18 protein-coding genes and 2 pseudogenes are annotated in these 20,771 nt (G+C 50.2%); 9 read left to right on the top strand and 11 right to left on the bottom strand.

Going from position 1 to position 20,771, the window contains the following annotated elements; translation table 11 throughout:
• Nucleotides 1-318: 318 nt before the first annotated feature.
• A complete protein-coding gene (locus EL645_RS34560; protein WP_126556982.1) occupies nt 319-1,320 on the bottom strand; it encodes a DUF6585 family protein in 1,002 nt (333 codons plus the stop codon).
• A gap of 530 nt (nt 1,321-1,850) precedes the next feature.
• On the opposite strand from EL645_RS34560, the gene EL645_RS34555 reads away from it, so the two are divergent.
• Nucleotides 1,851-2,765: an aminoglycoside 3'-phosphotransferase gene (locus EL645_RS34555; protein WP_126556981.1), complete on the top strand. Its 915-nt coding sequence runs from the start codon at nt 1,851-1,853 to the stop codon at nt 2,763-2,765.
• Nucleotides 2,766-2,806: 41 nt separating this feature from the next.
• Nucleotides 2,807-3,421, top strand: a complete 615-nt coding sequence (locus EL645_RS34550; protein ID WP_126556980.1) for a hypothetical protein — start codon at nt 2,807-2,809, stop codon at nt 3,419-3,421.
• Between the two features lie 501 nt (nt 3,422-3,922).
• On the opposite strand, the gene EL645_RS34545 is transcribed toward EL645_RS34550, so the two are convergent.
• The 5 genes and pseudogenes from EL645_RS34545 to EL645_RS34530 form a co-directional block, all read right to left on the bottom strand.
• Nucleotides 3,923-4,333 (bottom strand): PPOX class F420-dependent oxidoreductase, encoded by a 411-nt coding sequence (locus EL645_RS34545; RefSeq protein WP_126556979.1) that lies wholly within the window; start codon nt 4,331-4,333, stop codon nt 3,923-3,925.
• Nucleotides 4,334-4,448: 115 nt separating this feature from the next.
• Nucleotides 4,449-5,040: pseudogene (locus EL645_RS46285) on the bottom strand (transposase family protein); the annotation flags it as partial.
• Nucleotides 5,028-5,732: an N-acyl homoserine lactonase family protein gene (locus EL645_RS34535; RefSeq protein ID WP_126556978.1), complete on the bottom strand. Its 705-nt coding sequence runs from the start codon at nt 5,730-5,732 to the stop codon at nt 5,028-5,030. The pseudogene EL645_RS46285 and the gene EL645_RS34535, both read right to left, overlap by 13 nt.
• A gap of 91 nt (nt 5,733-5,823) precedes the next feature.
• Nucleotides 5,824-5,982 (bottom strand): hypothetical protein, encoded by a 159-nt coding sequence (locus tag EL645_RS39745; RefSeq protein WP_161977928.1) that lies wholly within the window; start codon nt 5,980-5,982, stop codon nt 5,824-5,826.
• Nucleotides 5,983-6,177: 195 nt separating this feature from the next.
• Complete coding sequence (locus EL645_RS34530) at nt 6,178-6,726, bottom strand: P-loop nucleotide/nucleoside kinase family protein (RefSeq protein WP_246035668.1); 549 nt, start codon at nt 6,724-6,726, stop codon at nt 6,178-6,180.
• A 512-nt stretch (nt 6,727-7,238) separates the two neighbouring features.
• On the opposite strand from EL645_RS34530, the gene EL645_RS34525 reads away from it, so the two are divergent.
• The 6 genes from EL645_RS34525 to EL645_RS34505 all read left to right on the top strand — a co-directional run bounded on the left by EL645_RS34525 (nt 7,239) and on the right by EL645_RS34505 (nt 12,441).
• Nucleotides 7,239-8,006: an alpha/beta hydrolase family protein gene (locus tag EL645_RS34525; protein ID WP_161977927.1), complete on the top strand. Its 768-nt coding sequence runs from the start codon at nt 7,239-7,241 to the stop codon at nt 8,004-8,006.
• Between the two features lie 502 nt (nt 8,007-8,508).
• Nucleotides 8,509-9,588, top strand: coding sequence for a GlxA family transcriptional regulator (locus EL645_RS34520; RefSeq protein WP_246035667.1), 1,080 nt, complete (start codon nt 8,509-8,511; stop codon nt 9,586-9,588).
• Nucleotides 9,589-9,737: 149 nt separating this feature from the next.
• Complete coding sequence (locus EL645_RS34515; protein ID WP_126556975.1) at nt 9,738-10,973, top strand: MFS transporter; 1,236 nt, start codon at nt 9,738-9,740, stop codon at nt 10,971-10,973.
• A gap of 370 nt (nt 10,974-11,343) precedes the next feature.
• Nucleotides 11,344-11,772, top strand: coding sequence for an IS5 family transposase (locus tag EL645_RS41805; RefSeq protein WP_218031640.1), 429 nt, complete (start codon nt 11,344-11,346; stop codon nt 11,770-11,772).
• Nucleotides 11,723-12,211, top strand: a complete 489-nt coding sequence (locus EL645_RS41800) for a transposase (RefSeq protein ID WP_218031641.1) — start codon at nt 11,723-11,725, stop codon at nt 12,209-12,211. Before EL645_RS41805 ends, EL645_RS41800 begins: the two co-directional genes overlap by 50 nt.
• A complete protein-coding gene (locus EL645_RS34505) occupies nt 12,205-12,441 on the top strand; it encodes a DUF1330 domain-containing protein (protein ID WP_126556974.1) in 237 nt (78 codons plus the stop codon). The genes EL645_RS41800 and EL645_RS34505 overlap by 7 nt, the downstream gene beginning before the upstream one ends.
• A 45-nt stretch (nt 12,442-12,486) precedes the next feature.
• On the opposite strand, the gene EL645_RS34500 is transcribed toward EL645_RS34505, so the two are convergent.
• The 3 genes from EL645_RS34500 to EL645_RS34490 form a co-directional block, all read right to left on the bottom strand.
• Nucleotides 12,487-12,582, bottom strand: a complete 96-nt coding sequence (locus EL645_RS34500) for an AraC family transcriptional regulator (RefSeq protein ID WP_126556973.1) — start codon at nt 12,580-12,582, stop codon at nt 12,487-12,489.
• Between the two features lie 67 nt (nt 12,583-12,649).
• Nucleotides 12,650-13,090 carry a hypothetical protein gene (locus EL645_RS34495; RefSeq protein ID WP_126556972.1) on the bottom strand — a complete coding sequence of 147 codons (441 nt, stop codon included), beginning with the start codon at nt 13,088-13,090 and terminating at the stop codon, nt 12,650-12,652.
• 50 nt (nt 13,091-13,140) lie between these two features.
• Nucleotides 13,141-13,389, bottom strand: a complete 249-nt coding sequence (locus EL645_RS34490; protein ID WP_126556971.1) for a hypothetical protein — start codon at nt 13,387-13,389, stop codon at nt 13,141-13,143.
• Between the two features lie 414 nt (nt 13,390-13,803).
• Between EL645_RS34490 and EL645_RS34485 the strand changes: the two genes are divergently transcribed.
• Nucleotides 13,804-18,243: a CHAT domain-containing tetratricopeptide repeat protein gene (locus tag EL645_RS34485; protein ID WP_126556970.1), complete on the top strand. Its 4,440-nt coding sequence runs from the start codon at nt 13,804-13,806 to the stop codon at nt 18,241-18,243.
• A 235-nt stretch (nt 18,244-18,478) separates the two neighbouring features.
• On the opposite strand, the gene EL645_RS34480 is transcribed toward EL645_RS34485, so the two are convergent.
• Both EL645_RS34480 and EL645_RS34470 read right to left on the bottom strand, forming a co-directional pair.
• Nucleotides 18,479-18,727 carry a hypothetical protein gene (locus EL645_RS34480; RefSeq protein WP_126556969.1) on the bottom strand — a complete coding sequence of 83 codons (249 nt, stop codon included), beginning with the start codon at nt 18,725-18,727 and terminating at the stop codon, nt 18,479-18,481.
• Nucleotides 18,728-19,772: 1,045 nt separating this feature from the next.
• Nucleotides 19,773-20,755 (bottom strand): annotated as a pseudogene (locus tag EL645_RS34470) (SDR family NAD(P)-dependent oxidoreductase).
• Between the last annotated feature and the right edge of the window lie 16 nt (nt 20,756-20,771).

The raw sequence follows: 20,771 nt of genomic DNA, 5'->3' as shown, positions 1-20,771 counted from the left end.
AAGTTGTCTTCAGCCATAGAATGTGCTCCTTTTTGCTTCTTTTCTCGTAGATTATCATGGAAAGCGGGCAGTTTATGCCCGCTTTCCGTAGGTTCTGATAAAACCCGGGTCAATTTACAAAGCAGTGCTGAATGAAGGGTGAGATGGAGCGGGTTCTCGAACATTCAATGGTTTAACTGTCCACCCTTCACGCTGATTGATCACTCGCCAAAAACTGCCTATTAGCGTTCAATGGAATCCAGTGGATCTTGTGAACTGGTGCACCTTGGAGAGATCTGCTCGATTATGATGGCTCGTAGAGTACCATCGCCAGTCGCTTTATTGTGGGTCAAAGCTGGCATTTGGCAACGTATCCTGGAAATTTTGCAACAACAGAGCGATACCACAGGCCAAATCGATTGGGGGAAGCATAGCGTCGATAGTACGATTATTCGCCTGGTTCTTCCTGTTATCGATTTCTCGATCAGAGAATTTGTTTGAGGAATTGTTGCGCACCAGATCGACCAGTGCTATAAGGACGAGGAGATTAGGAAGCGCAACCGTGGGCAAGCTCGCCCAAGGGAGCTTTTGTTCTTGCTCATAGATCAACAAAAACGTTTCTTTAATCTCAAAACGGGCGAAGTGTGACCAGGAAAGCCACTTGTCGTCTTTCTCACCCAGAGTAAGACCTTCCTGATGAACGCCGCATGGGCCAAATAACACACGCTGGCCCGTTTCGTATTGAGCAAGCAATTGGGGCAAGAGACGTTCACAGAGATGCTCATTGATTACCGTCGTGACCTTGTTTAGATCGCCTCCGTGCCGAGTAAGCATGACCTTGTAGCCGTCTTCACGCTGGATTGTGCAGTTCTCGCTCATTGATGAACTGCTCCGACGACCACGCGCGAATACCAGCCAGATGGCTTCGATCTCGTTCCATGAAAAAAGTTGTGCTGCCTCTTTGCGTTTTTGGATAATACAACCTTTGTCATAGACGTACACAAACCAGCCATAGACAATGCTTTCATACATCCGATAGATGCCCAGGCCAATAAACAAGAACATTAAAATACCTATTACAAGAAAAAGGCATCCTATTGTGGTAATCCCTCTATCTGTCATCATGCCTTGATAGAGTTGTGCCAATATATAAAGAGAAAGGTACAATAACCCACCGCCCACAGGAAGCGAAATAAAAGCGATAAGAATGAAATTCGACATCTCACATCGATTTCGATAGATGGTGCGCCAGCGGCCAAGGTGATGTTCACGTGCCATCTTGGAAATGGTGGGAGGCACAATGGGAGATCTGAGCAGATAGGTTGACGAAATATAGGGCACTTTAGCGCTCCTCAATCAAACAAAAATAGGAGTTCCTCATATGGTGTGCAATAGACTCTTTCAGATCCTTCACAAAGGTCGATTTGCTCAGTTCAAAGATCTTGTTATAGAGTACAACGTATAGCACGGCTTACATTCCAATGGATTTCTCACAGGATATGATTATGCAAACAGGTCCTAGCACGAGAAGGATTTGATCCAATAAATCAATACGCACTTGAAAGAAGAGAAATAAACCATGCAACCTCAACAGAAGGTGTTCCCTGGCAGCTATTATGCCAATTTGATTGGCTGTATTCTAGTTTGTGTCCTTACTTTTGCGCTGATCTTCATAGAGATCATTGATATCTTCCATCCAATAGATATGGCTCCAATTAATGCGGCTATCCACTTCGTACGTCTCATTATTATGATACTGCTATTTATAAGCTCATGTGTCCTACATCAGTTGAGAAATGTAACGTCTCACGAGACTGGATTTGACAGCCTGTCCAGCTTCAGGTAAAGTCTCTTTCAAAGAGGAGGGATCTATGCTTGAGAGACCATTCATAGCCGCTAGCGAGCACAGTTGGCTGCCACATACACCCAATGAGTTAAAAGAGATGCTTGGCGATGCTGCCTGGGAAGCCGATGATTGGGGGGCGTCAGGCACCCACATCTACCGCGTCGGTCAACGCTATCTCAAAATCTTGCCCTATACCATCGGCCTCTATCAGGAACAGAGTGTGCTTGCAGCCGAAGCGGCACGCTTGCAATGGCTTGCCGAGCGTTTGCCTGTCCCTGAAGTACACTATTATGGGCACGATGAGAAGTATGAGTTTCTCTTGATATCCGAACTGAGCGGGATTGTCTCCTGTGATCAGACGCTGTGTGGCAGCGTGCCGGAGGTCGTCAGGCGGCTGGCAGAGGGCCTGCATATGGTCCATAGTGTAGATATCAGCACCTGTCCCTTTGATAAGCGCCGGGAGAAACAGCTTGAACTGGCTCATCAGTATCTTGCACAGGGAATGATTGATGCAACGCAGTTCAATGTTGAATTTCAGGGGTTGAGCGCTCAAGAGGTGTACGAGCTGGCGTTGCAACACAGCTCTTTCGACGAGGACCTGGTCTTTACTCACGGGGATTACTGCCTGCCAAATATTCTCTTGGATCGGCAGCTCAGCCAGGTAAGCGGCTTGATTGATTGGGGCGCGCGGGAATTGCTGACCGCTATAACGATCTCGCCCTGGCCGCGCGCAGCCTTGCACGCAACTTTGGCGAACAATGGGTCTCGTTGCTTTTTACAGAATACGGGCTTGCTTCACCTGATCAAGTCAAGCTGCAATTCTATCGCGCGCTGGATGAACTTACCCTCTAAGATAGAATTGCTCTTCCTACCGCATAGTCATGTGTCGGCGCCCCTTCTCACCTTTTTATGTACTTCATCATTTCCCGTTATGATATAGTAGAGCTATACAAAAACGCGAAAAGAGATCATAAGGACGACATGTTTGGCTTCAAAGCTTTGGTGAATAGAAAATTGCGGATCGAACAACGCACTCACTCTACTGAGATTTGCGAGCTTCCAGAAGAAGCATACCGTTTTGCAGAAGACGCTCAAGTTGGGTTCCCTTTGCACCTCTACAAGATGCGGCCATTAGCATTATCTATGTATAAATGGATTCTCATTATGAGTATTGCTGGGGCTATTCTGGGTATTGCTGTTGGTTTTATCGGACTCTTTATTTTTTTGTATCGGTGGTTTATCCCTCCCTGGGAAAGCTTTGTTTACTATGCATCAACTAGTATCTTTCTTCCCTGGTTCATCGGTCTTCTGTTCAGTGGATATGCTATTGCGTTAAAATCGTTATACAAAAGCGGGCTTCCTATCTCTGTTTTAGTCTGCAGTAAAGGCCTGCTCGTAATTCGTCCTAAGGGAGTTGAGGTAACACGGTGGAATGAGGTGAATTATGTCGTCAAATTCTCAGGTGGCCGCAGCAGACAGATTATACTCGGCCGGAGTAATCGTAAATCACTCACCCTGGGTAGTGCACTTGAAGATCTGGACGGTTTACAGGCCCAGATTGAGCAGCATATCAAACAAGGTATTGTGAAGGAATAGATTATTTACTGGAAACAATACTCATATCTCATATATGTGTATGTATCAATTATCCGAACGTTATCCATGCTAAGCAAACCACTTCTCCATGTTTTCTATCACTTTAGCACAAACCTCTTGAACCTGGGCTGTTTTCTCTTAATTCTATAACGGTAGGAACAACTCGGGCAAGGCCGGTCGCCACTGCAAGAACACACATAAAGGCAGTATAATACATATGTTTTTCAGCCAACGACCAGTAATGTTAAGGAGGCAAGCGTGGATAGCTCTTGTGCTCAACGAGCACTTTCCCTGTGTATCGAGATCAGCAATACTGACCAACAGCGTATACAAACTCATCATCAATAAAAAATAGATACGTATGCAGAAGTTGGGCAATAAAAAAAGTTCTCAGGTGTTTCACGAATAAACATCTGAGAACTTTTTTGAGGCTGTTAAGTCGAGAAGAAATGAGCTGAATGACGCAGTCTCATGCTGGTAATGGTAAGTGCGAGCGCTCTATCACTCACTCCATGGTCCAATGCCATAAATACGTTCAGCAGTAATGCGGGTAATATATCCCTGTGGCGCTCCATCAGGAGCGAACGTTGTGCCTGGGGCGATATAGATCTGGGCCAGTTGGTTCAGCAATTCGGGGGCACCACCCTCGGTAATTCTGGCACGACCATTGATCACGAGATAATTATCCAGTCCATTCGTTTTTCCCCCCGTCACCATTGAGAGTGCGACCCGGGCATCGCGCTGAATATTCTTCAATTTTTGGTAGAGATTGAAGTGAGCACAGACAATTTCATCGCCCTCAAGGCCAACCCAGACGATAGAGACTTGAGGACTGCCATCCTTGTTCAGGGTCACAAGGTGAGCGAGATGGCCCGCAGCCAATGCTTGCCGTACGGTATCATTCAAAATCATAATGATCAGATCCTTTCTTACGTCGTTGATAGTATCAATATACAAGTATCACGTGCCCAGGTCTGATTTGTGGTAGCATTGAGCGAGATTGCTCCGGCTTTTTCGTCCGTCTGCCTGCCATCCAGGCGGCTAAAGTATCAACCGTGCGATCTGGGAGGAGTCGAGTACCTGATGCGTTTGCAGATCCACAAGAATCGTCCCGAATGTGCGTCTACGTCGAAATGAGAAATCATCGATGCCAGGGGATGAAACCTTCCCAATTGGCTCTGAAGGCGGCACCATAATACATCGAAGAATGGTCGTTTTACTGGTCTGGATACTCAGGCGATCGGTCACTCGCATACCAGGCCTGCCCCTGGTAGCCAGGCCAAGCGTCTGTACGATCTGGAAGAGACGTGCCGTCGCACGTGCCCAGGGTGCCACAAAAGGAGTCAAACGCTCTGCGAAGAATTTCCTCTGACAAGTGGGCTCTTTGCAAAAACATTTACGCACGAGAACGCGCAAACGCACGAATTGACCTCCGCAAGGGAGGTCAGCGACCTGACGGGTATACCGACTTTGCACATGTACAGCGGGGGTGCCGCAGAGCAGAAAGCAGGGGTTTTCTGGGTTGAAACAGCAGTAATGGTGAACACCCCATCGGTTATCTCAATCTCTCTCACTTCTATGCTACTGGGCAAGGCGAGTGCTAGCTTCACTCGTAATATTCCGGCAGCTTTTTCAGCCCTTCCCACTGCTCCTTGTCATGACCGAAAATCACAAGCCCGATATGCTCCCGTTCGACCAGATCAAGCAATTTAATCGTACTGGCGCGGATCGCTTCGGCGTCCTGGTTGCTACCGTCGCCCTGCTCGTCACGGGTAAAGCCCTTGCCGAAGGGTACAGCGTCAATCGGCAATAAAATCGCCCCGGTTTTGGGCAGCCGCACCAGCACCGATTGATGTCCCGGCACATGCCCGCTCGTCTCAATCAGCTCCAGCCCTGGCAGCAGTTCCGTGTCCCCGTCCACCAGCCGGATACGCTCCATTGGCTGATCCCATTGGGGCCGATTGGCAGCAAAACGTGGGTTGCTCGCCGCATCCAAATGATGCACACGCTGAACAACATATTGCGCCTTCGTGAATGCCGCGTGTCTTCCGGCATGGTCGATATCATAATGCGTCGAAATGACTGTATCAATATCGTCCGGTTGTAAGCCAATGCTCGCCAACTGCTCGATAACGTCCTGCCCATTCTCGAAGTCCGATTCTCCTTCAGGCATAATCTCCGGTAGGCCACTGTCAATCAGAATATTCTTGCCGTCACCCGTTTGCACCAGATAGCACACAATCGGAATCTGGTATTCCGGCATGGACCCAACCAGCATCAGATAAAGACGCTTTATGGCATTCTGGCTCATAAGCTCCTCCTCGGAATTGAAACATATATTCTATCATATCAATCATGTTGGCATTCGTAGCGGCCCGGCGTTAGCTTTCTGCTAACACAATCTAACAGCTCACGTTGGCCCGTTCATAGAGCGGGCCGAAGCTGATCGCCTCTTCCTGCTCATGTGTGAGAATCGCCAGGATGGGCTTTACAAAGGAGAGCGACAAAGGCTGAATTGATGCGGCCCCGATCATAGCATGCTTGCTAGTTATCTGGTACATTAGATTTCGTCAGCAGAAAGCTAACGCCGGGCCTGTCAGTCTTGCGTACAAAGGTCTTTCGCCCCCTCATTGCATGCAAGACATTCTACCGTCAAACCTGCGCAAAAACTTCTCCTATCTTGCTCTTTTGGCCATCATGATCAGCAATACGCCGCACATCCCGACCAGGCTCTCATCGTAGAGCATTTCAAATGCTCATGCATATTCATCGGGGAACGACGGCCAGCGCGAGGCCGCCCAGGCAGACCAGGACGCATATCCAGGAGGGGCTTCTTCCAGAATGGTACCATTCAGCTCATCTTCATCCGGTTCGTTTTCGTTAAAGAACGCACGCCATTTCATCAGTTCCTCTTCGCTCATCTGCCATGTCTGGTCCGGCCTCTCTACATAGCGGCTTTGGATACGCTTCCGTTGCGTTTCTGGGTCAATAGGCAAATAAATCACCTGGCTTTTCGCTCCTATCTGCCTGGCGATCCATCTCATAGACGACCGTTCATCTTTGCTCCAAAATCCGAAATCCAGGATGACGTTAGTATGAAGCTGAAGTGCACGCAGAGCTATCCAGATCAAACGACCTTCCAAGACATCTCTTGTTGCCGGATCGTTTCTTCCAAATAATGTCTTCATCCACTCATCAGGAGTCAACCGCAAGGCGGAGGCTTCAACTTCTAATTGCCTGGCTTTTGTTGTCTTGCCAGCCCCTGGAAGCCCTACCAAAAGATACAATATTGCAGGTTCTTTCATATTTGCATTATGGCACATTGAGGGGCCGTGATGGCGAGTCTATCCCCCTGGCGTTTGTTCGGTTTATAAATCGCTCTGAAAAAAGATTCAAGTTGCTCCTGGAACTTCTAACTATGATAGTAGTTGGGTAGGCGATCTCTCTGACAACATGTTACCGATAGAAGACATGTAAGCTGGAATCATATAGAAGTGAATGCAAATTGGGGGACAACGACAATTTGGGAAGTGTCTCAGGCTCTCCATCCTTCCGGGTGGTTTGGAGAGAGGATCATTGCGAGGGCCGTCATGCCCTCAGCAGCCCTGCACGCCGCTTTCCCTCCAAAGGTCGAAGAGCCGGTAAACATTCGCTCTTGCCCCAAAAACGTATAGATGATATGATAAAGACATCTAGCAATCTTCTTTATTTATTTTCCTCATTTCAAGCAATTTCCAATCGCTGCCTTTCGTTTGCACGCCCTCACCATTCCTGTTTCTTTTTCTATATTTTTCTGAAACGGAGTACGATCATTCACATGGACATGAAAACATTCCATCTTAGTCTTGCTTCCGCTCCTGCTCTCGTAATGTTTCGTGACATTCCAGAAGAAAGAGCGCAGATGGGGACCATTCTCTTTTATCATGGTTTTGGGGAATCCAAAGACGGCTATCCGACAGTATTACAACTTCTTGCAGAAGCGGGCTTTCTTGTCGTCGGTATTGATGGTATAGGACACGGAGAGCGGCGCTATCCTGACTTTCATGAGCGCTTCCCGCCTATTGCGCCCCATCTCATCGGGAATATGCAACTCGAAGCAGCTTTCCTTTCAGTCGTTCGTGAGACGGCCCAGGAGGTCCCATTCATTCTTGATGCCCTCATTGAGCGTGGATGGGCACATCCTGAGAGGATTGGAATTGCTGGCCATTCCTTTGGAGGGTTTGTGACCTATGCTGCTGTTGTTATAGATAAGCGCATTCAGGTAGCAGCTTCTGTAGTTGGGTCACCAGAGTGGAGGCTTCCCTTGGCAGAGAGTCCCCATCTCCATCTTGACCGCTTCTTTCCTACAGCGTTGCTCTCGCAGGTGGCAGGCAACGATACCAATGTGCTGCCTGCATTTGCACAAGCATTACATCATCGACTGGAGCCATACTATACTCAAGCCCCGAAACGGCTACGCTACATTGAATATCCTAACTCCTCTCATAACCTCATAGAGACAGATTGGAAACAAGCATGGGAAAAGGTAGCAAGATGGTTTTTAGCCCATTTGTATGCGAACAAGGTGAATGGCCAACCGAGATGACATTGAGAGATCCTCATTCATTCGGAGCAGATCAACGGCCATAATAGGCTCCGTTTCGGCATGGATGTATCCGTGATCTTCTAAGACCTGTCCCAAATTGGCTGAACGAGAAGATGGCCCCACGAACCACAGAAAAGGCAGGTTGCGCCGTTGAAAATAGCCACAGACACGGCTAATGGCAGGAGAAAGGCTATCTGGCTCAAGTTGCGTCTGTAGCACGCCACTGAAACTGTCAGCATCGCTACCAGTTACATACTAGAGTATTCCTGGCTCATCCTAACATGAAACTGGTGGAGTAGTAGAATTATCCTGGTTAACTCAGAGGGTATTGCCCAAGTACTAGGGAAACCCCAAGATCGCCGTAGCCATGATCGAGACAATGCGCGTAGGAGCAAGCGGCAGAAATGCCAACGAAATGAAAGAGATGGCCAGATCCGTCCGCTTTCTGGCATAATCGACCATTGGAACCCCTTTCGCTATAAGCTATAGTATCAGCAGGTAGATGGTTGAATCTAGACTAACCATCCACCTGAGAAAAGAGATACAAAAGGGCAAAGGGAAAGCCATGACGGTTTTAGCATCGTTTCTGACAACTATTCAACAGGCGGGCGTGCTGGAGACACAGGAACAGCGCGTGTTCTTTCTGGTGCTGCCACAGGTCAACCTGTTGGACCTGGCAGGGCCAGCACAGGTCTTTCACGCAGCGGCGCAATTGGGCATGCCTTACAGGCTGATCTTCTGCGCCCATCGGCCGGAAGTGTGTAGCGCACAGGGGCTTGTCTTCGCCCACCTGCAGCCGCTCGAACCTGTCCAGCCTGGCGATCTGGTGATCGTGCCCGGTCTGCAGCTCGGCAGCGAGGAGGCGAGAAGAGGGCAATGGGAGCCAACGATCATCCGTTGGCTGCGTCAGGTCTATGATGGCGGCAGTTCCATTGCCTCCATCTGCACTGGTGCCTTCGCGCTGGGCGAGGCCGGCCTGCTCGATGGTCGCCGTTGCACCACGCATTGGATCACTCTCGCCGCTTTGCAGGAGCGCTATCCGCGTGCACGTGTCCTCGACAACGCCCTCTTCGTGCATGACAACCGCGTCACCACCAGCGCTGGTATCGCTTCGGGCATCGACATGGCGCTCTCACTCCTTGAGCAGCGGCACGGCCCCCTCTTCACTGCCCAGGTCGCGCGCTATCTCGTCGTCTATCTGCGGCGCAACGGTTCGCAGTCGCAGGACAGCATCTATCTGCAGTACCGCACACATCTGGACCCCGCCGTGCATCAGGTTCAGGACTACCTGATCAGCCACATCGCAGGATCGGTCTCACTTCAGACGCTTGCTGACATTGCTCATCTCAGCGTACGCAGCCTCACACGCTGCTTCAAAGAGGCTACTGGCCTGACTCCTGTGCAGTATCATCAGCGCCTCCAGATTGAGCTGGCCACCACGCTTCTGCACGATCCTGACCTGAGCATCGAAGAGGTCGCACACAAATGCGGCTTTGAGGACGCGCGCCACTTCCGCCGCCTCTGGCAGCGCTCTTTCGGCGTCCCACCCTCCGTCAGCCGCAATATCCAAACACTCTCATAAAAAATTATCGAGATACTCCTGCTGTGTCTCACCACTTTTTTTGGGTAAAGTCTTGCAGAACAAGCAGTTCTGCCAACAAGAGCTTTGTAGCGATAGCAAAACTCAGGATGAGAGATCTACGCTCTTCATGAAAGGAACTCTTTTTCACTATGTCGATACATGCCAAATCCTCTGCGGGAACACCCGCAGCCGGGATCAATCCGCGTATCTTTCTGCTGGCGCTGGGGATGTTTGCATTGGGGACGGATGCCTTTGTCATCGCAGGTGTGCTTCCCGTTATTGCACACGAGACCGGGGTGCAAGAAGGGCTAGCCGGACAGCTGGTCACGGCCTTCTCGCTGGTCTATGGTCTGGGTGCACCGCTGGTGGCTGTGCTGACCGCACGCTGGTCGCCGACACGAGTGTTGATCGTTGCGCTTGGCCTCTTCTGCCTGTCGAATCTGGGTTCGGCCATCGCGCCAAATTTTGCCCTGCTGCTAGTAACTCGTATCCTGACTGGCTGCTTCGCTGCGACCTATGCCCCGCTTGCTTATACGGTCGGTATAGCCCTGGCACCGCCCGAAAAGCGAGGGCAGGCGTTGGCGCTGATCGTCATGGGGACAACGGTAGCTACGGCGCTCGGCGTCCCATTGGGAACGTGGGTCGGGGAGCATCTGGGTTGGCGCTTCTCCTTTGGGCTGATCGTGCTGCTGTCGGGGATAGCTTTTCTGGCCCTGCTCGTCTTTAAGCTACCGCAGATGGCGGCTCCTGCACGGCTCTCGTTGCGTGCGCGCCTGGCTCCCATCAGTCAGCCTGTCATCGTGATGGCCCTGCTAGCAGCACTATGCTGGAATATCGGGATCTATCTTATCTATACCTATGTGGCCGTGATCTTACAGCATAACCTGCGCATCAGCGACACCAGTAGCCTGTTCGTGGCCTTCGGCCTCGGGCTCGTTGTTGGCAGCTGGTCAAGTGGACAACTGGCCGACCGCTTTGGAGCACAACGTCCACTGCTGATCAGTCTGATTGCATTGATCATCATCGAGGCAACGCTGGCGCTGGTCACTACCACATTCATCGGGAGCTATCTGATACTCTTTCTATGGGGCGCCCTGGTTGGGCTTGTCTTTATCCCGCAGCAGCATCGCCTGCTGAGCATCGCGCCAGAGCACGCCAACGTCATCCTCGCGCTCAACAATTCGGCCCTCTACCTGGGGATTGCCGGTGGGGCGGCTATCGGTGGTCTCGCATTGCATGTGGTTCCGGTTAGTCACCTTAGCTGGATTGGTGCTGCCGCGTGCCTGCTGGCGCTTGTGACCTTCCTGTTCAGCTTGCGCCTGAGCGCACACAGCAAGAAGGCCGATCCCGATACCGAAGTACAGGACATCACCGTCGCGCCTTAGTTTATAGCCAAAACAAGAATGTCACGACAGACTTCGTGATTTAGCTTTTTTTTCTTATGTGGTGCAAAAAGTGCGCCCAGCGCACTTTTTGCACCACATAAGAAAATTTCTTGAGCGCCTTTGGCGCTCAAACTCAGGTGTGAAGAGCGCGGAGATCATGAGAATAAGACACATTCTTAGAATGTGTCTGACTCCCATCGTGATCGGACGCAAGGACCCTCACTGATGGGATAGACAAAACAGCAAATGAGGAGAAAGACGAAAAAAGAGAAGTTTCGTGTGGACGAGTTTGGAGGATGGATGATCCTGTGGGATGATACAGGAAAGAAGCACAACGTACGGCAGAGTGACGGGAAAGGAGCAGGTTGCCATGTTTAAGACACGGCTGTATCGAGCGTATCCCTCCAATCTCACTGATGAGCAATGGAAACTCTTGGAACCCTTGATCCCAGCGATCAAACCGGACGCCGCCTTTTCGCTTCACGAACGGCGCACCATTGTGGATGCCATCCTCTACGTCTTGCGTAGCGGCTGCCCGTGGCGGTCGTTGCCCCATGACTTTCCCGCCTGGCAGACGGTGTACCATTATTTTCGTCTCTGGCGACAACAAGGCGTGTGGACTCAGGTGCTCGATGCTTTGCGCGGGCAGATGCGCACGCAACAGGGGCATGACCCTCAGCCGTCTGCGGCGGTGATTGATAGCCAATCCATCAAAACCAGTGCCGTTCGCGGGTCCAACAAGGGCTACGATGCGGGGAAAAAAAATCTGGGGGCGCAAACGTCACGCCCTCGTCGATAGCTTGGGCAATCTCATGGGCATCAAAGTGACCGGAGCCGATTGGTCCGATCAGCAAGGAAGCCAGCCCTTGCTCTTGTCACTGAAAACACGCTTTCCCCGCATGCTGCTGGTGTGGGGAGACAGTCACTATGGCGGCCACTTCATTACCTGGCTCAAGGTACACCTGGGCTGGATCATGCAGACGGTCAAGGCGCTCCGTGAACCCAAACGCGGCATCTTAGTGCTCGAAGGAGAGAACGTCGATTGGGATCAGTTGTTTCCCAAAGGCTTTCATCCTCTCCCTCGGCGCTGGGTCATCGAGCGCAGCTTCGCCTGGATCACGCGCTGGCGCCGTCTGTGTCGCGATCACGAGGGCTTGCCAGAAAGCTCCGAGGCCTTCATCGCGCTCTCAGCGAGCGTCGGCATGTTGACCAGGCTTGCTCCACCGTTCCCATGCTGATGGGAGTAAGACACATTCTTAAAAAGTATGGAGTAAAACCTCTGATAGCAGGAAGGGCGGAATATGAGATGATTGAAGGAAATTGGCAGTCGCAGGGGATGGTTATCCTGGAGTTTGAGGATCGAGAGCATTTCGAACGCTGGTACAACTCGCCCGAATATCAAGGGATTCTCCCGCTCCACCTGCAGGCCACTTCCGGTCGGTTGCTTCTTATCAAGCTGGACAACTAGAATAATCTTGTTGTTTTGCGATAGCTTCCTGGGGTCACCAGGAAGCTATCGCTTAAACTGCCGGGTGAAGTGCGATTGATCAGCAAAGCCGGTTTCATGGGCCACATAACCGACCCACATCTCACTTTCTCCATCAATCATCTGTAAATTGGCTGCTCGTTTCCTTCGCCAACGTATTCTTCATGTCACCAAAAAAGCATGCGATTAATCAGTCGATGACCAATTCGCTCCCAAGCCAGTCTGCTAAAGTAGATTGGAGAAGTTGCCGTGCCCCATCCCAGGGGAACCAAAGGAACTTGACAAAACGTTGGTCCCCGACGTTCAAACGAAGCCGATCTGTGATGATCCCGTGATGTAAGTATGCTTTTTGAATAGCTTCACGCGGGACCCACACATTTTTCTGCGAGGTCAAGAGTGTTTGGAGAGTGGTCTGGTCAAAAGATCGCTGCGGTCGTTGCTGTTCATTGATAGTTGGCCCTATCGCGTGTCTCTTCGTTGTTTCAAGATCCAGTGGAATACGGAGCAAGCCATCAGAAAACAACCAGAGTTCCCCATGAATCCAGTCAAACCAGCCAGTAGTAGCACTTGCCGTAAGCAGAGTTGCGACAACGGCATCGTTTTGAATGTGTGGTTTATCAGACTGTTGCATCTTTTCTTTCCTTCATAGCTATTTAGGGCAAGTATAGATGAGAAATAGTTCTAAAACAAGACACGCGTTTTCATGCCCATTGCCGAATATAAGTGTATCACAAGGTCTGGCGAGATCTGCTCCAAGATTTGCTCATCTTGAGCCCGCACCATCTCAAGAAAATCGATGAGCCGGGTATCAACAAGCGAGTGCGTGAAAGATGGGGGAAGTTGGGAGAGAGAAACCGTCGCATCGAAAGGAAGGTCACGCTTTGCCCAGGGAAGCTCTTTATAGATGTTCTCAACCATCTCGGGATGCATGATTGCTCCCCCACAGGATGAGAATAAATCAATATAATCATCCCAAACTACAAAGCCTAACTACGAAGACTCACTACAAAAACAACACCTTTCAGGTCGAGTGCTGGAGCGACTCACAGCCATGGAGACCACCCTACCATCCTTCGACAATCAAAGAATGTAAAATTCAATGATTAACAATTAATATTATTAGAAATTAAATCATTAGAATGCTTCACAACTATAGAATTAAGTAGTCAGTTCATGATTCAAAATGAGTAGCTTGTTTTTGGCTTTATCTTGCATGCATGGGTTGCTATATATTATATTTCTCTCCATTTAATTCGTTTATTTCTTTAGACGCAATTTCTTTGTGACGCTTTGTCGGAATTGAGACAATAAGACAGATAGATAATAGAGGAGTACAGAAATCTGATGGAACTTCTCCTCGCTCACCAGGATGAGACACAGATACATGTGACTTGTGATGGCCAGGATTCTCATGTATTCGATGTGCGGCCTTTACAGTTGGTATCAGGAAAGGAACACGAACGGCTTATAGCTGATCCTATAGGATACGGGCAAATGTTGTATGCAGCCCTTTTTGCGGTTGAAAGCAGGACGCGGCAAGCACTTGAGAAATCTCCCGAACGGATTATGCTTATTGCAGCAGATGACGACGTAGATGCAATCCCTTGGGAGTATCTCTATGGACCTGATGGCTTTCTCGTACAGGAATGCCAGTTCGTTCGTGGTCTGCCTGCCGAGCAACGTCAACCAGCGCCGACGATGAAGGCTGGTTTACATATCGTGGCAGTACCCTCCAATCCACTCAGTGATCAAGTTGAACCATTGGCTATCGATGCGGAATGGATGAATTTGCGCGAAAGCGTGCAAGCACTCCCCTCAGCTCTGACGCTGGAGAGGGTCCGTCCTCCAACCATTCGTCAACTGCGCAACGCCGTCGCAGGACAGCGCCAGAGGGTCGTCCACTTTATGGGTCATGGTGGACAGATGGACGATGGGGCGGTGCTCTGCTTCGAGAAAGAAAACGGGGACCTGGATCTGGTCAAATCAAAGGAGATAGCCATGCGGCTGCGTGGCACTACGTTTCTGGTCACACTCAACGCATGCGTTACGGCCAGTCCTGGCGACACTATGTTTAGTAACCTTGCAGCAACCCTGGTACGCCAGCGCATTCCTTATGCTTTGGGCATGCGACTAAGCATCTACGATAAGGATGCTCGCCTGTTCGCACGCGCATTTTACGACGAGTTGGCACGTGGCACCCCGGTCGAAGAAGCGCTGTTCCAGGCTCGACTAACCCTTGCCAGTGAGACTACACACCCATGGGTGGTTGGCGTTCCAGTTCTTTATACCTCTCTCACAGAGTCTGCCCATGGCGTTGAACCTCAACCAGGCACTCCCACAGTGAAAGATCATCAGCCACCACTAGACGTAAACGCATTACCACGAGCAGAAGGAATCTTCCAGGGGCGTGTCTCAGATCTGCGACGACTTGGTACGCTGCTTACTGGCGACAAGCGTCCACGCATCATCAACATTCATGGTGGAGGAGGACAGGGTAAGACAGCACTGGCACGCGAGGCGGTCGAACGCTTTGCCTGGGCCTGGCCTGATGGCATCTGGAGTACCACGTTGGAGAAACTATTTGATCGGGCCTTCTTCGCCGCTGAGCTAGCTCGCTTCCTGGGCATTAATACCCAGGATATTGCACATCCCAACGAGATTGAACATCTACTCTTCAACTGTCTGAGCACCAGACGTGTCTTGATCGTACTCGATAACGCGGAAACCCTCATTGAGGCCATTGAAGCCAACAATGTAGGCGCACAACATCTAGCGCAATTGCTGCAGCAACTTCCCAGTCCTTCAGTTAGTCTGCTCATTACTTCTCGTATCGTACTAGGTTGGCCTAGTGAGATTGAACACGAAATTGGAGGCCTCACGTCAGAAGAAGGAGCACAGTTGTTCATCCAGAGCAGCCCCCAGCGGCGAGAGGCCATGGATACGATTCTCGCGAATGAACTCAGCCAAAGAGTCGAGGGGCATCCCTTAAGCCTGCGGCTACTCGGTGGAGCTTTTAACTTCAGTGCGATCCCCCTCGCAGCCTTCGTCCAACACTGTGAAGAGCAACTCATCAACGCAGAAAACACATACCTTGGATTGGAACATCGCCACCGAAAACTCTATGCCTGCCTTGAAACAAGTATACGCTATCTGACTGATGAACTAAGGAATGTGCTCGGCAGTCTCTGGATCTTTCATGCTCCTTTTATACCAGAAACGGTGGTCGCCATTCTTGACCCAGAGACAAAAGAAACAGAGGACACACCATCAAAGCTGCGTACGCACCTCCACAATTTACGGCTACGTGGGCTACTCACCACACAGAGGATAGCAACCGATAATTGGATACTCGATTTCTATTATCTCTTGCCTACTACTCGCCCATATATCGAACAACAGGTGCAGTATCCAGGCAACCGCCAGGGCTTACTCCTTCGCTTTGGTCGAGTATATAGTATGCTGCTTGATTTTATATCCAATGAAATGGGTCGAACATCACGTGGAATGACGCTCGTTGAGAAAGCCGAAATGGATTTTGAACGTGCCATGGGCTATCTCAAAGGAACAGAGCAGGCTCAGTACAAAATACGGTGGGCGTCGATCTTGCACCGCCTCAGAACAACACCACAACGCAGCCTCAAGCTCTTAGAAGAAGCTCTGGACGAATTACAAGGCCGCGACAAAGAGTGGGTTGTCCAGGCATTCCAGATTATGGGCGGCATTTATAACCATATCGGTGAACCTGAACGCGCCTTGCAACTCTTTGGACAGGCCCTGCCTCTCATACGCGAAACAAGTGATCGCGCTAGCGAAGCTGCCATTCTCACCAGCATGGCCAATGTCTATAGCAATATTGGCGATCCTGTCCAAGCCTTGCAACTTCTCGAACAGGCTTTGCTTCTCACGCACAAAGTTGGAAATCGCGATAGTGAGGCCTACATTCTTAACAACATGGCCAACGTCTACGAGGATATCGGTGAGCCCACTCGGGCCTTGCAGTTATATGCACAGGCTCTATCTCTCATGCACGAGATCGGCGATCGCGCTGGCGGAGCCACTGCGATCGCTAACATAGCGAGCATCTATGCCACTATAGGCGAGCCTGCTCGTGCCTTGCAGTTGTATGAACAGGCTCTGTCTCTCATGCGCGAGGTCGGCGATCGCACGGTAGAAGCCGCCGCGCTCAACAACATGGCCAGCGTCTATAGACATATTGGTGAACCCACACGTGCCTTGCAGTTATACGAGCAATCTCTGACTCTCACACGCGAGAACAGCGATCGTGTTGGTGAGGTTGCCACGCTCAACAACATGGCAAGCATCTATGCTGATATTGGAAAACCTACTCAGGCCTTACAGTTATATGAGCAGATTCTGCCTATTACACGCAAAACAGGTGTTCATCATGGCGAGGCTGCTACGCTTAACAACATGGCCCTCGTCTACACGAAAATAGGCAATCCTGTACGGGCGTTACAACTATATGAACAGGCACTGCCTCTCAGGCAAGAAATCGGAGATCGCCCTGGAGAGGCCGCCACTCTCACTAACATGGCTAGCGCCTACATCAGTATAGGCGAGTCCGCTCACGCCTTGCAGCTGTATGAGCAGGCTTTGCCTATCCGACGCGAGGTCGGCGATCGCGCTGGCGAAGCTGTCACTCTCGCTAACATGGCAAATGTCTATATTACTATCGGCGAGCCTGCTCGTGCCTTACAACTATATGAAGAGGCTTTGCTTCTCATGCGAGCAATCAGCCATCATAATGGTGAGGCTGGTATTCTCTCTAGCATGGCTCTCGTCTACAGCAATATCGGCGACCATAGTAGTGCCTTGCAACTCCTTAAACAAGCTTTACCGCTCATGCGAGCGGTCGGCAATCGCGCTGGCGAGGCCACTACACTCAATACTATGGCCAGCGTCTATACCAATTTAGACGAGCCTGCTCATGCCTTGCAGCTGTATGAGCAGGCTTTGCCTCTCAGGCGCGAAGTCGGAGATCGCCCAGGTGAAATCATCACACTCATTAACATAGCAATAGTGCTCTATCAAGTCCTGGAACACAAAGAAAGAGCCATCTCTACTTTACAACAAGCACTGCAGATATTGGAGCAAGCCGATCTCCCACAAGATATTGCAAGACAAAACCACAAGCAACTCTCACTCTTATTGCAATATATGAAAAGCGGAATGTCTCTCAACAAGTCTCATCCTTCAACAAAGGCCTCACCTGCTAAAATAATAGAAACACTTATAACTGCTACTATTGCGGTAATGACTACTGAGCCAGAGCAGCAACCTCAATATCGAAAGGTGCTCGAAGATGGATTACGAGAAATTCAACTCAAAGGTCCCGAGTGGCAAGCAGAGGTTGAATTGTTTAACTCCTTGCTCATGGTATTAGATGGCCAAATGCCTGTATTACCAGCCGATCATCCGTATGCGTCCGTGTTGACCGAGATCCAGGCAGGCATTGCAACAGATGGCCGAAGAGAGAATGACGATGTATCAGAGGGAAATGACAACATTACCCACTTCATCACAAATACAGTAGCGGTACTTGGGCCAAAACGAGAACACTTGCCCTGGTGGAGAGAAATGGTTGTACAGATGAAATTCCAGGCTAGTAAACAAGATATGAAAGAGTTTGTTGCATTCTTAGATGCAGTCATCAAATTGTTGGATGCACAGGGAGATCCCACAGGACTGGGAGAGCAGCTAGCACAGGGACATGCACAGGTATGGCAGAAAATCATTCAGCAACTTGCAATCAATAAAGAATAAATAACTTTTTTGCATTGTGTGCGAAATATTTGAAAGGGCAAAGCATGTATTAAAAAGCCATCTGCTTTTTTAGACACGGCTGTCTTTGATATTTAGTTATGAGAATGAATCTTACTATGCTCTTTTTAAGCGATATATTGGTGTTTACGGTTGATGTAAGATAATCGTTTGCATTGTTGCGTTTTCTGTAAGGATGAGGTATATATGGTGCCGCTAAAATGAGAGGTTTTGGGAGCTAGGGTACTAGCTTCTCAGGAAAGGTGTTAAAAAAGACCGTGAGCGGTTTCTTCGCGCTAGCATAAAAGCTCATTTCACTCTGGGGCGGGGACTGTTCAACCAAAATGATTCCCATATGGCAGGCATACTCTTCCACTAATTGGACGAAAAGTTCCTTCGCTCTCTTTTCGTTCTCTGGTTTGGCACCCTCATCATCAATCGCAACCCCTAGGATGAGTTGGTCATCAGAGGTAAAACGCAAAATCACGGAAACCTATTCCTTTACGACGAGAAAAATAGGAACTCAGTCAACCGTAATCCACAGTTATGGCGGTCTCCACTAAGCGTTGCATATGTGATGCCGGACGACAATGATGCGGAACGCAGACTGTTGGGAAATGAGCTAGCACGCGTTGGGTCAGAGGGTGCTCCAGTACTCGATAACCTCTTTGGACTTCAATACACTGGTTCGATCTCATATACAGAGAGATCTCTCATGATAAAAGATGTGATTATTTGCTTGCTAGCGGTCTTTTTTTCATTTTTGCTACTAGCTAGCTTGCATCTCATTACCTATCTGGTAAATGACCTGAAACCTGGACGTTTTTTGCCCTGAATCATGAGTGGAAGCATCATCGACTGGTCGCAATCCGTTCCAGAGGCCGAGAATGGTCACCCGTTTTTGTACATTCAAAAGAGACGAACTGCCTCTCTCCTGCTCAAATGGCAGAGAATCCAATGGCAAACAGGGAGCGAAGATGGTAAGATGGGGTGAGTTATTTCTTCAATAGAGGAAAGTTCAACAGAAAAGAAGGTGTCTTCATGGACAATCACACTTCTCCAAATAGATCCAGGCTATTTCTCCCGATTCTGGGCCTTGCCAGTGCACTGGGAGTGGGATTGGGAGCAGCCATTGCAGTAGCACTCCACAATCCCGGTATAGGAACTGCCATAGGAACCACTATCTTCGTCGTTGGGATAGCTATCGGCCTAGCCAATAGAGGCAGATGACGCTAATCTCTCGACCGAAGTGAAAGGGAAAAATCTGTAGCCCCTCTACGAGTCACTGTATGAATTTACAACTCTGGAAGATCGTGATTGGCTCTGGAGCCACAAGATGGTGAATAGCCTCAGATTTTTGTCTCACATCATCGCCAGCCTGGAATTGTAGAAGAAAGAGATGCAAGCATACATTTCCCCTTCTTGAGATAAAAGAGAAGATTGCAAGAGTACGCCATTGAGGGTTCGAGGTGTTCACACACCGATTCGGGCTGCGATTTTCCACGCTCCCAGTTAAGCGGATTCGATTCGCCTTACGCGGCGGGTTGGCCGATGAGTTCGAGCGAGAGCGTCCACAGTTTCTGTGCGATGTCCGGCTCAATCGCCCACTGCTTGACACCGTCACTGTTTTTGAACAAGTCGGCGTCGTTGGGCACCGTGTGGGCCTCCTGGCCGTCGGTAAGATAGTGTCCGCCGGTGTGGGCGAATTCGGGGCAACTGCCGCAACGAGGGTAGTAGCGGCACCTTGCTCGACAGTCTTGTAGACGAAAACTCCCGCGGCCTCGGCGGCGACCAGGTAATCTTTTTGTTTCTGTGTGAAGTCTCTTTGCAATCCGGTGGCGATACCGCCGGGGTTGGCAGTGTTGGTGACGATGCCGTCGGCGGCCCAGCGGCGCGTGGATTCGACCGCAAATAACGAGTTGGCTGTCTTGGACTGTGCGTAGGCCGCCTGCGGGTCGTACTCGCGTCGTTCAAAGTGAATGTCGTCGAACACGACGGGTGATCTCATATGTGCTGTGGAACTGACCGAGACGATGCGTGCCTCGCCCCGTTCGCGGGCACCAACGGTGAGAGCGTCATGCAATCCAAGGCTCAGAGTGAAGTGGCCAAGGTAATTGGTGGCGAACTGCAGTTCCCAGCCTTCCACAGTCCGGGACAGAGTGCTCGGAATGGCCCCTGCATTGTTGATCAGCAGATGCAGCGGTCCCTTCCAGCTCTGGACAAAGTTGGCTACTGAGGCTTGATTGGCAAGATCCAGAGCGATGACGCGCACACGCTCATTCCTGGTTGACTTCGCAATGTCCTCGGCAGCCTTTACACCAGCGGCGGTATTGCGGACCGCGAGTGTTACTTCCGCGCCAGCACTAGCGAGTGCCCGAGCGGTCTCAAGGCCGATGCCGGACGAGGCTCCGGTGACGATGGCACGAACACTGGTGAGGTCGAGACCGGCCACGACGTCCGCAGCGGTGCTTGTGGCATTAAATCTGGTTGTGATGAGTGAATTGGGTGTGGTCATAAAAATCTCCTGAAGA

The sequence above is a fragment of the Dictyobacter kobayashii genome (assembly GCF_003967555.1).
GTDB lineage: Bacteria > Chloroflexota > Ktedonobacteria > Ktedonobacterales > Ktedonobacteraceae > Dictyobacter > Dictyobacter kobayashii.
Note: the sequence above shows the minus strand (reverse complement) of the source record. Positions and strands in the feature narration are given on the sequence as shown.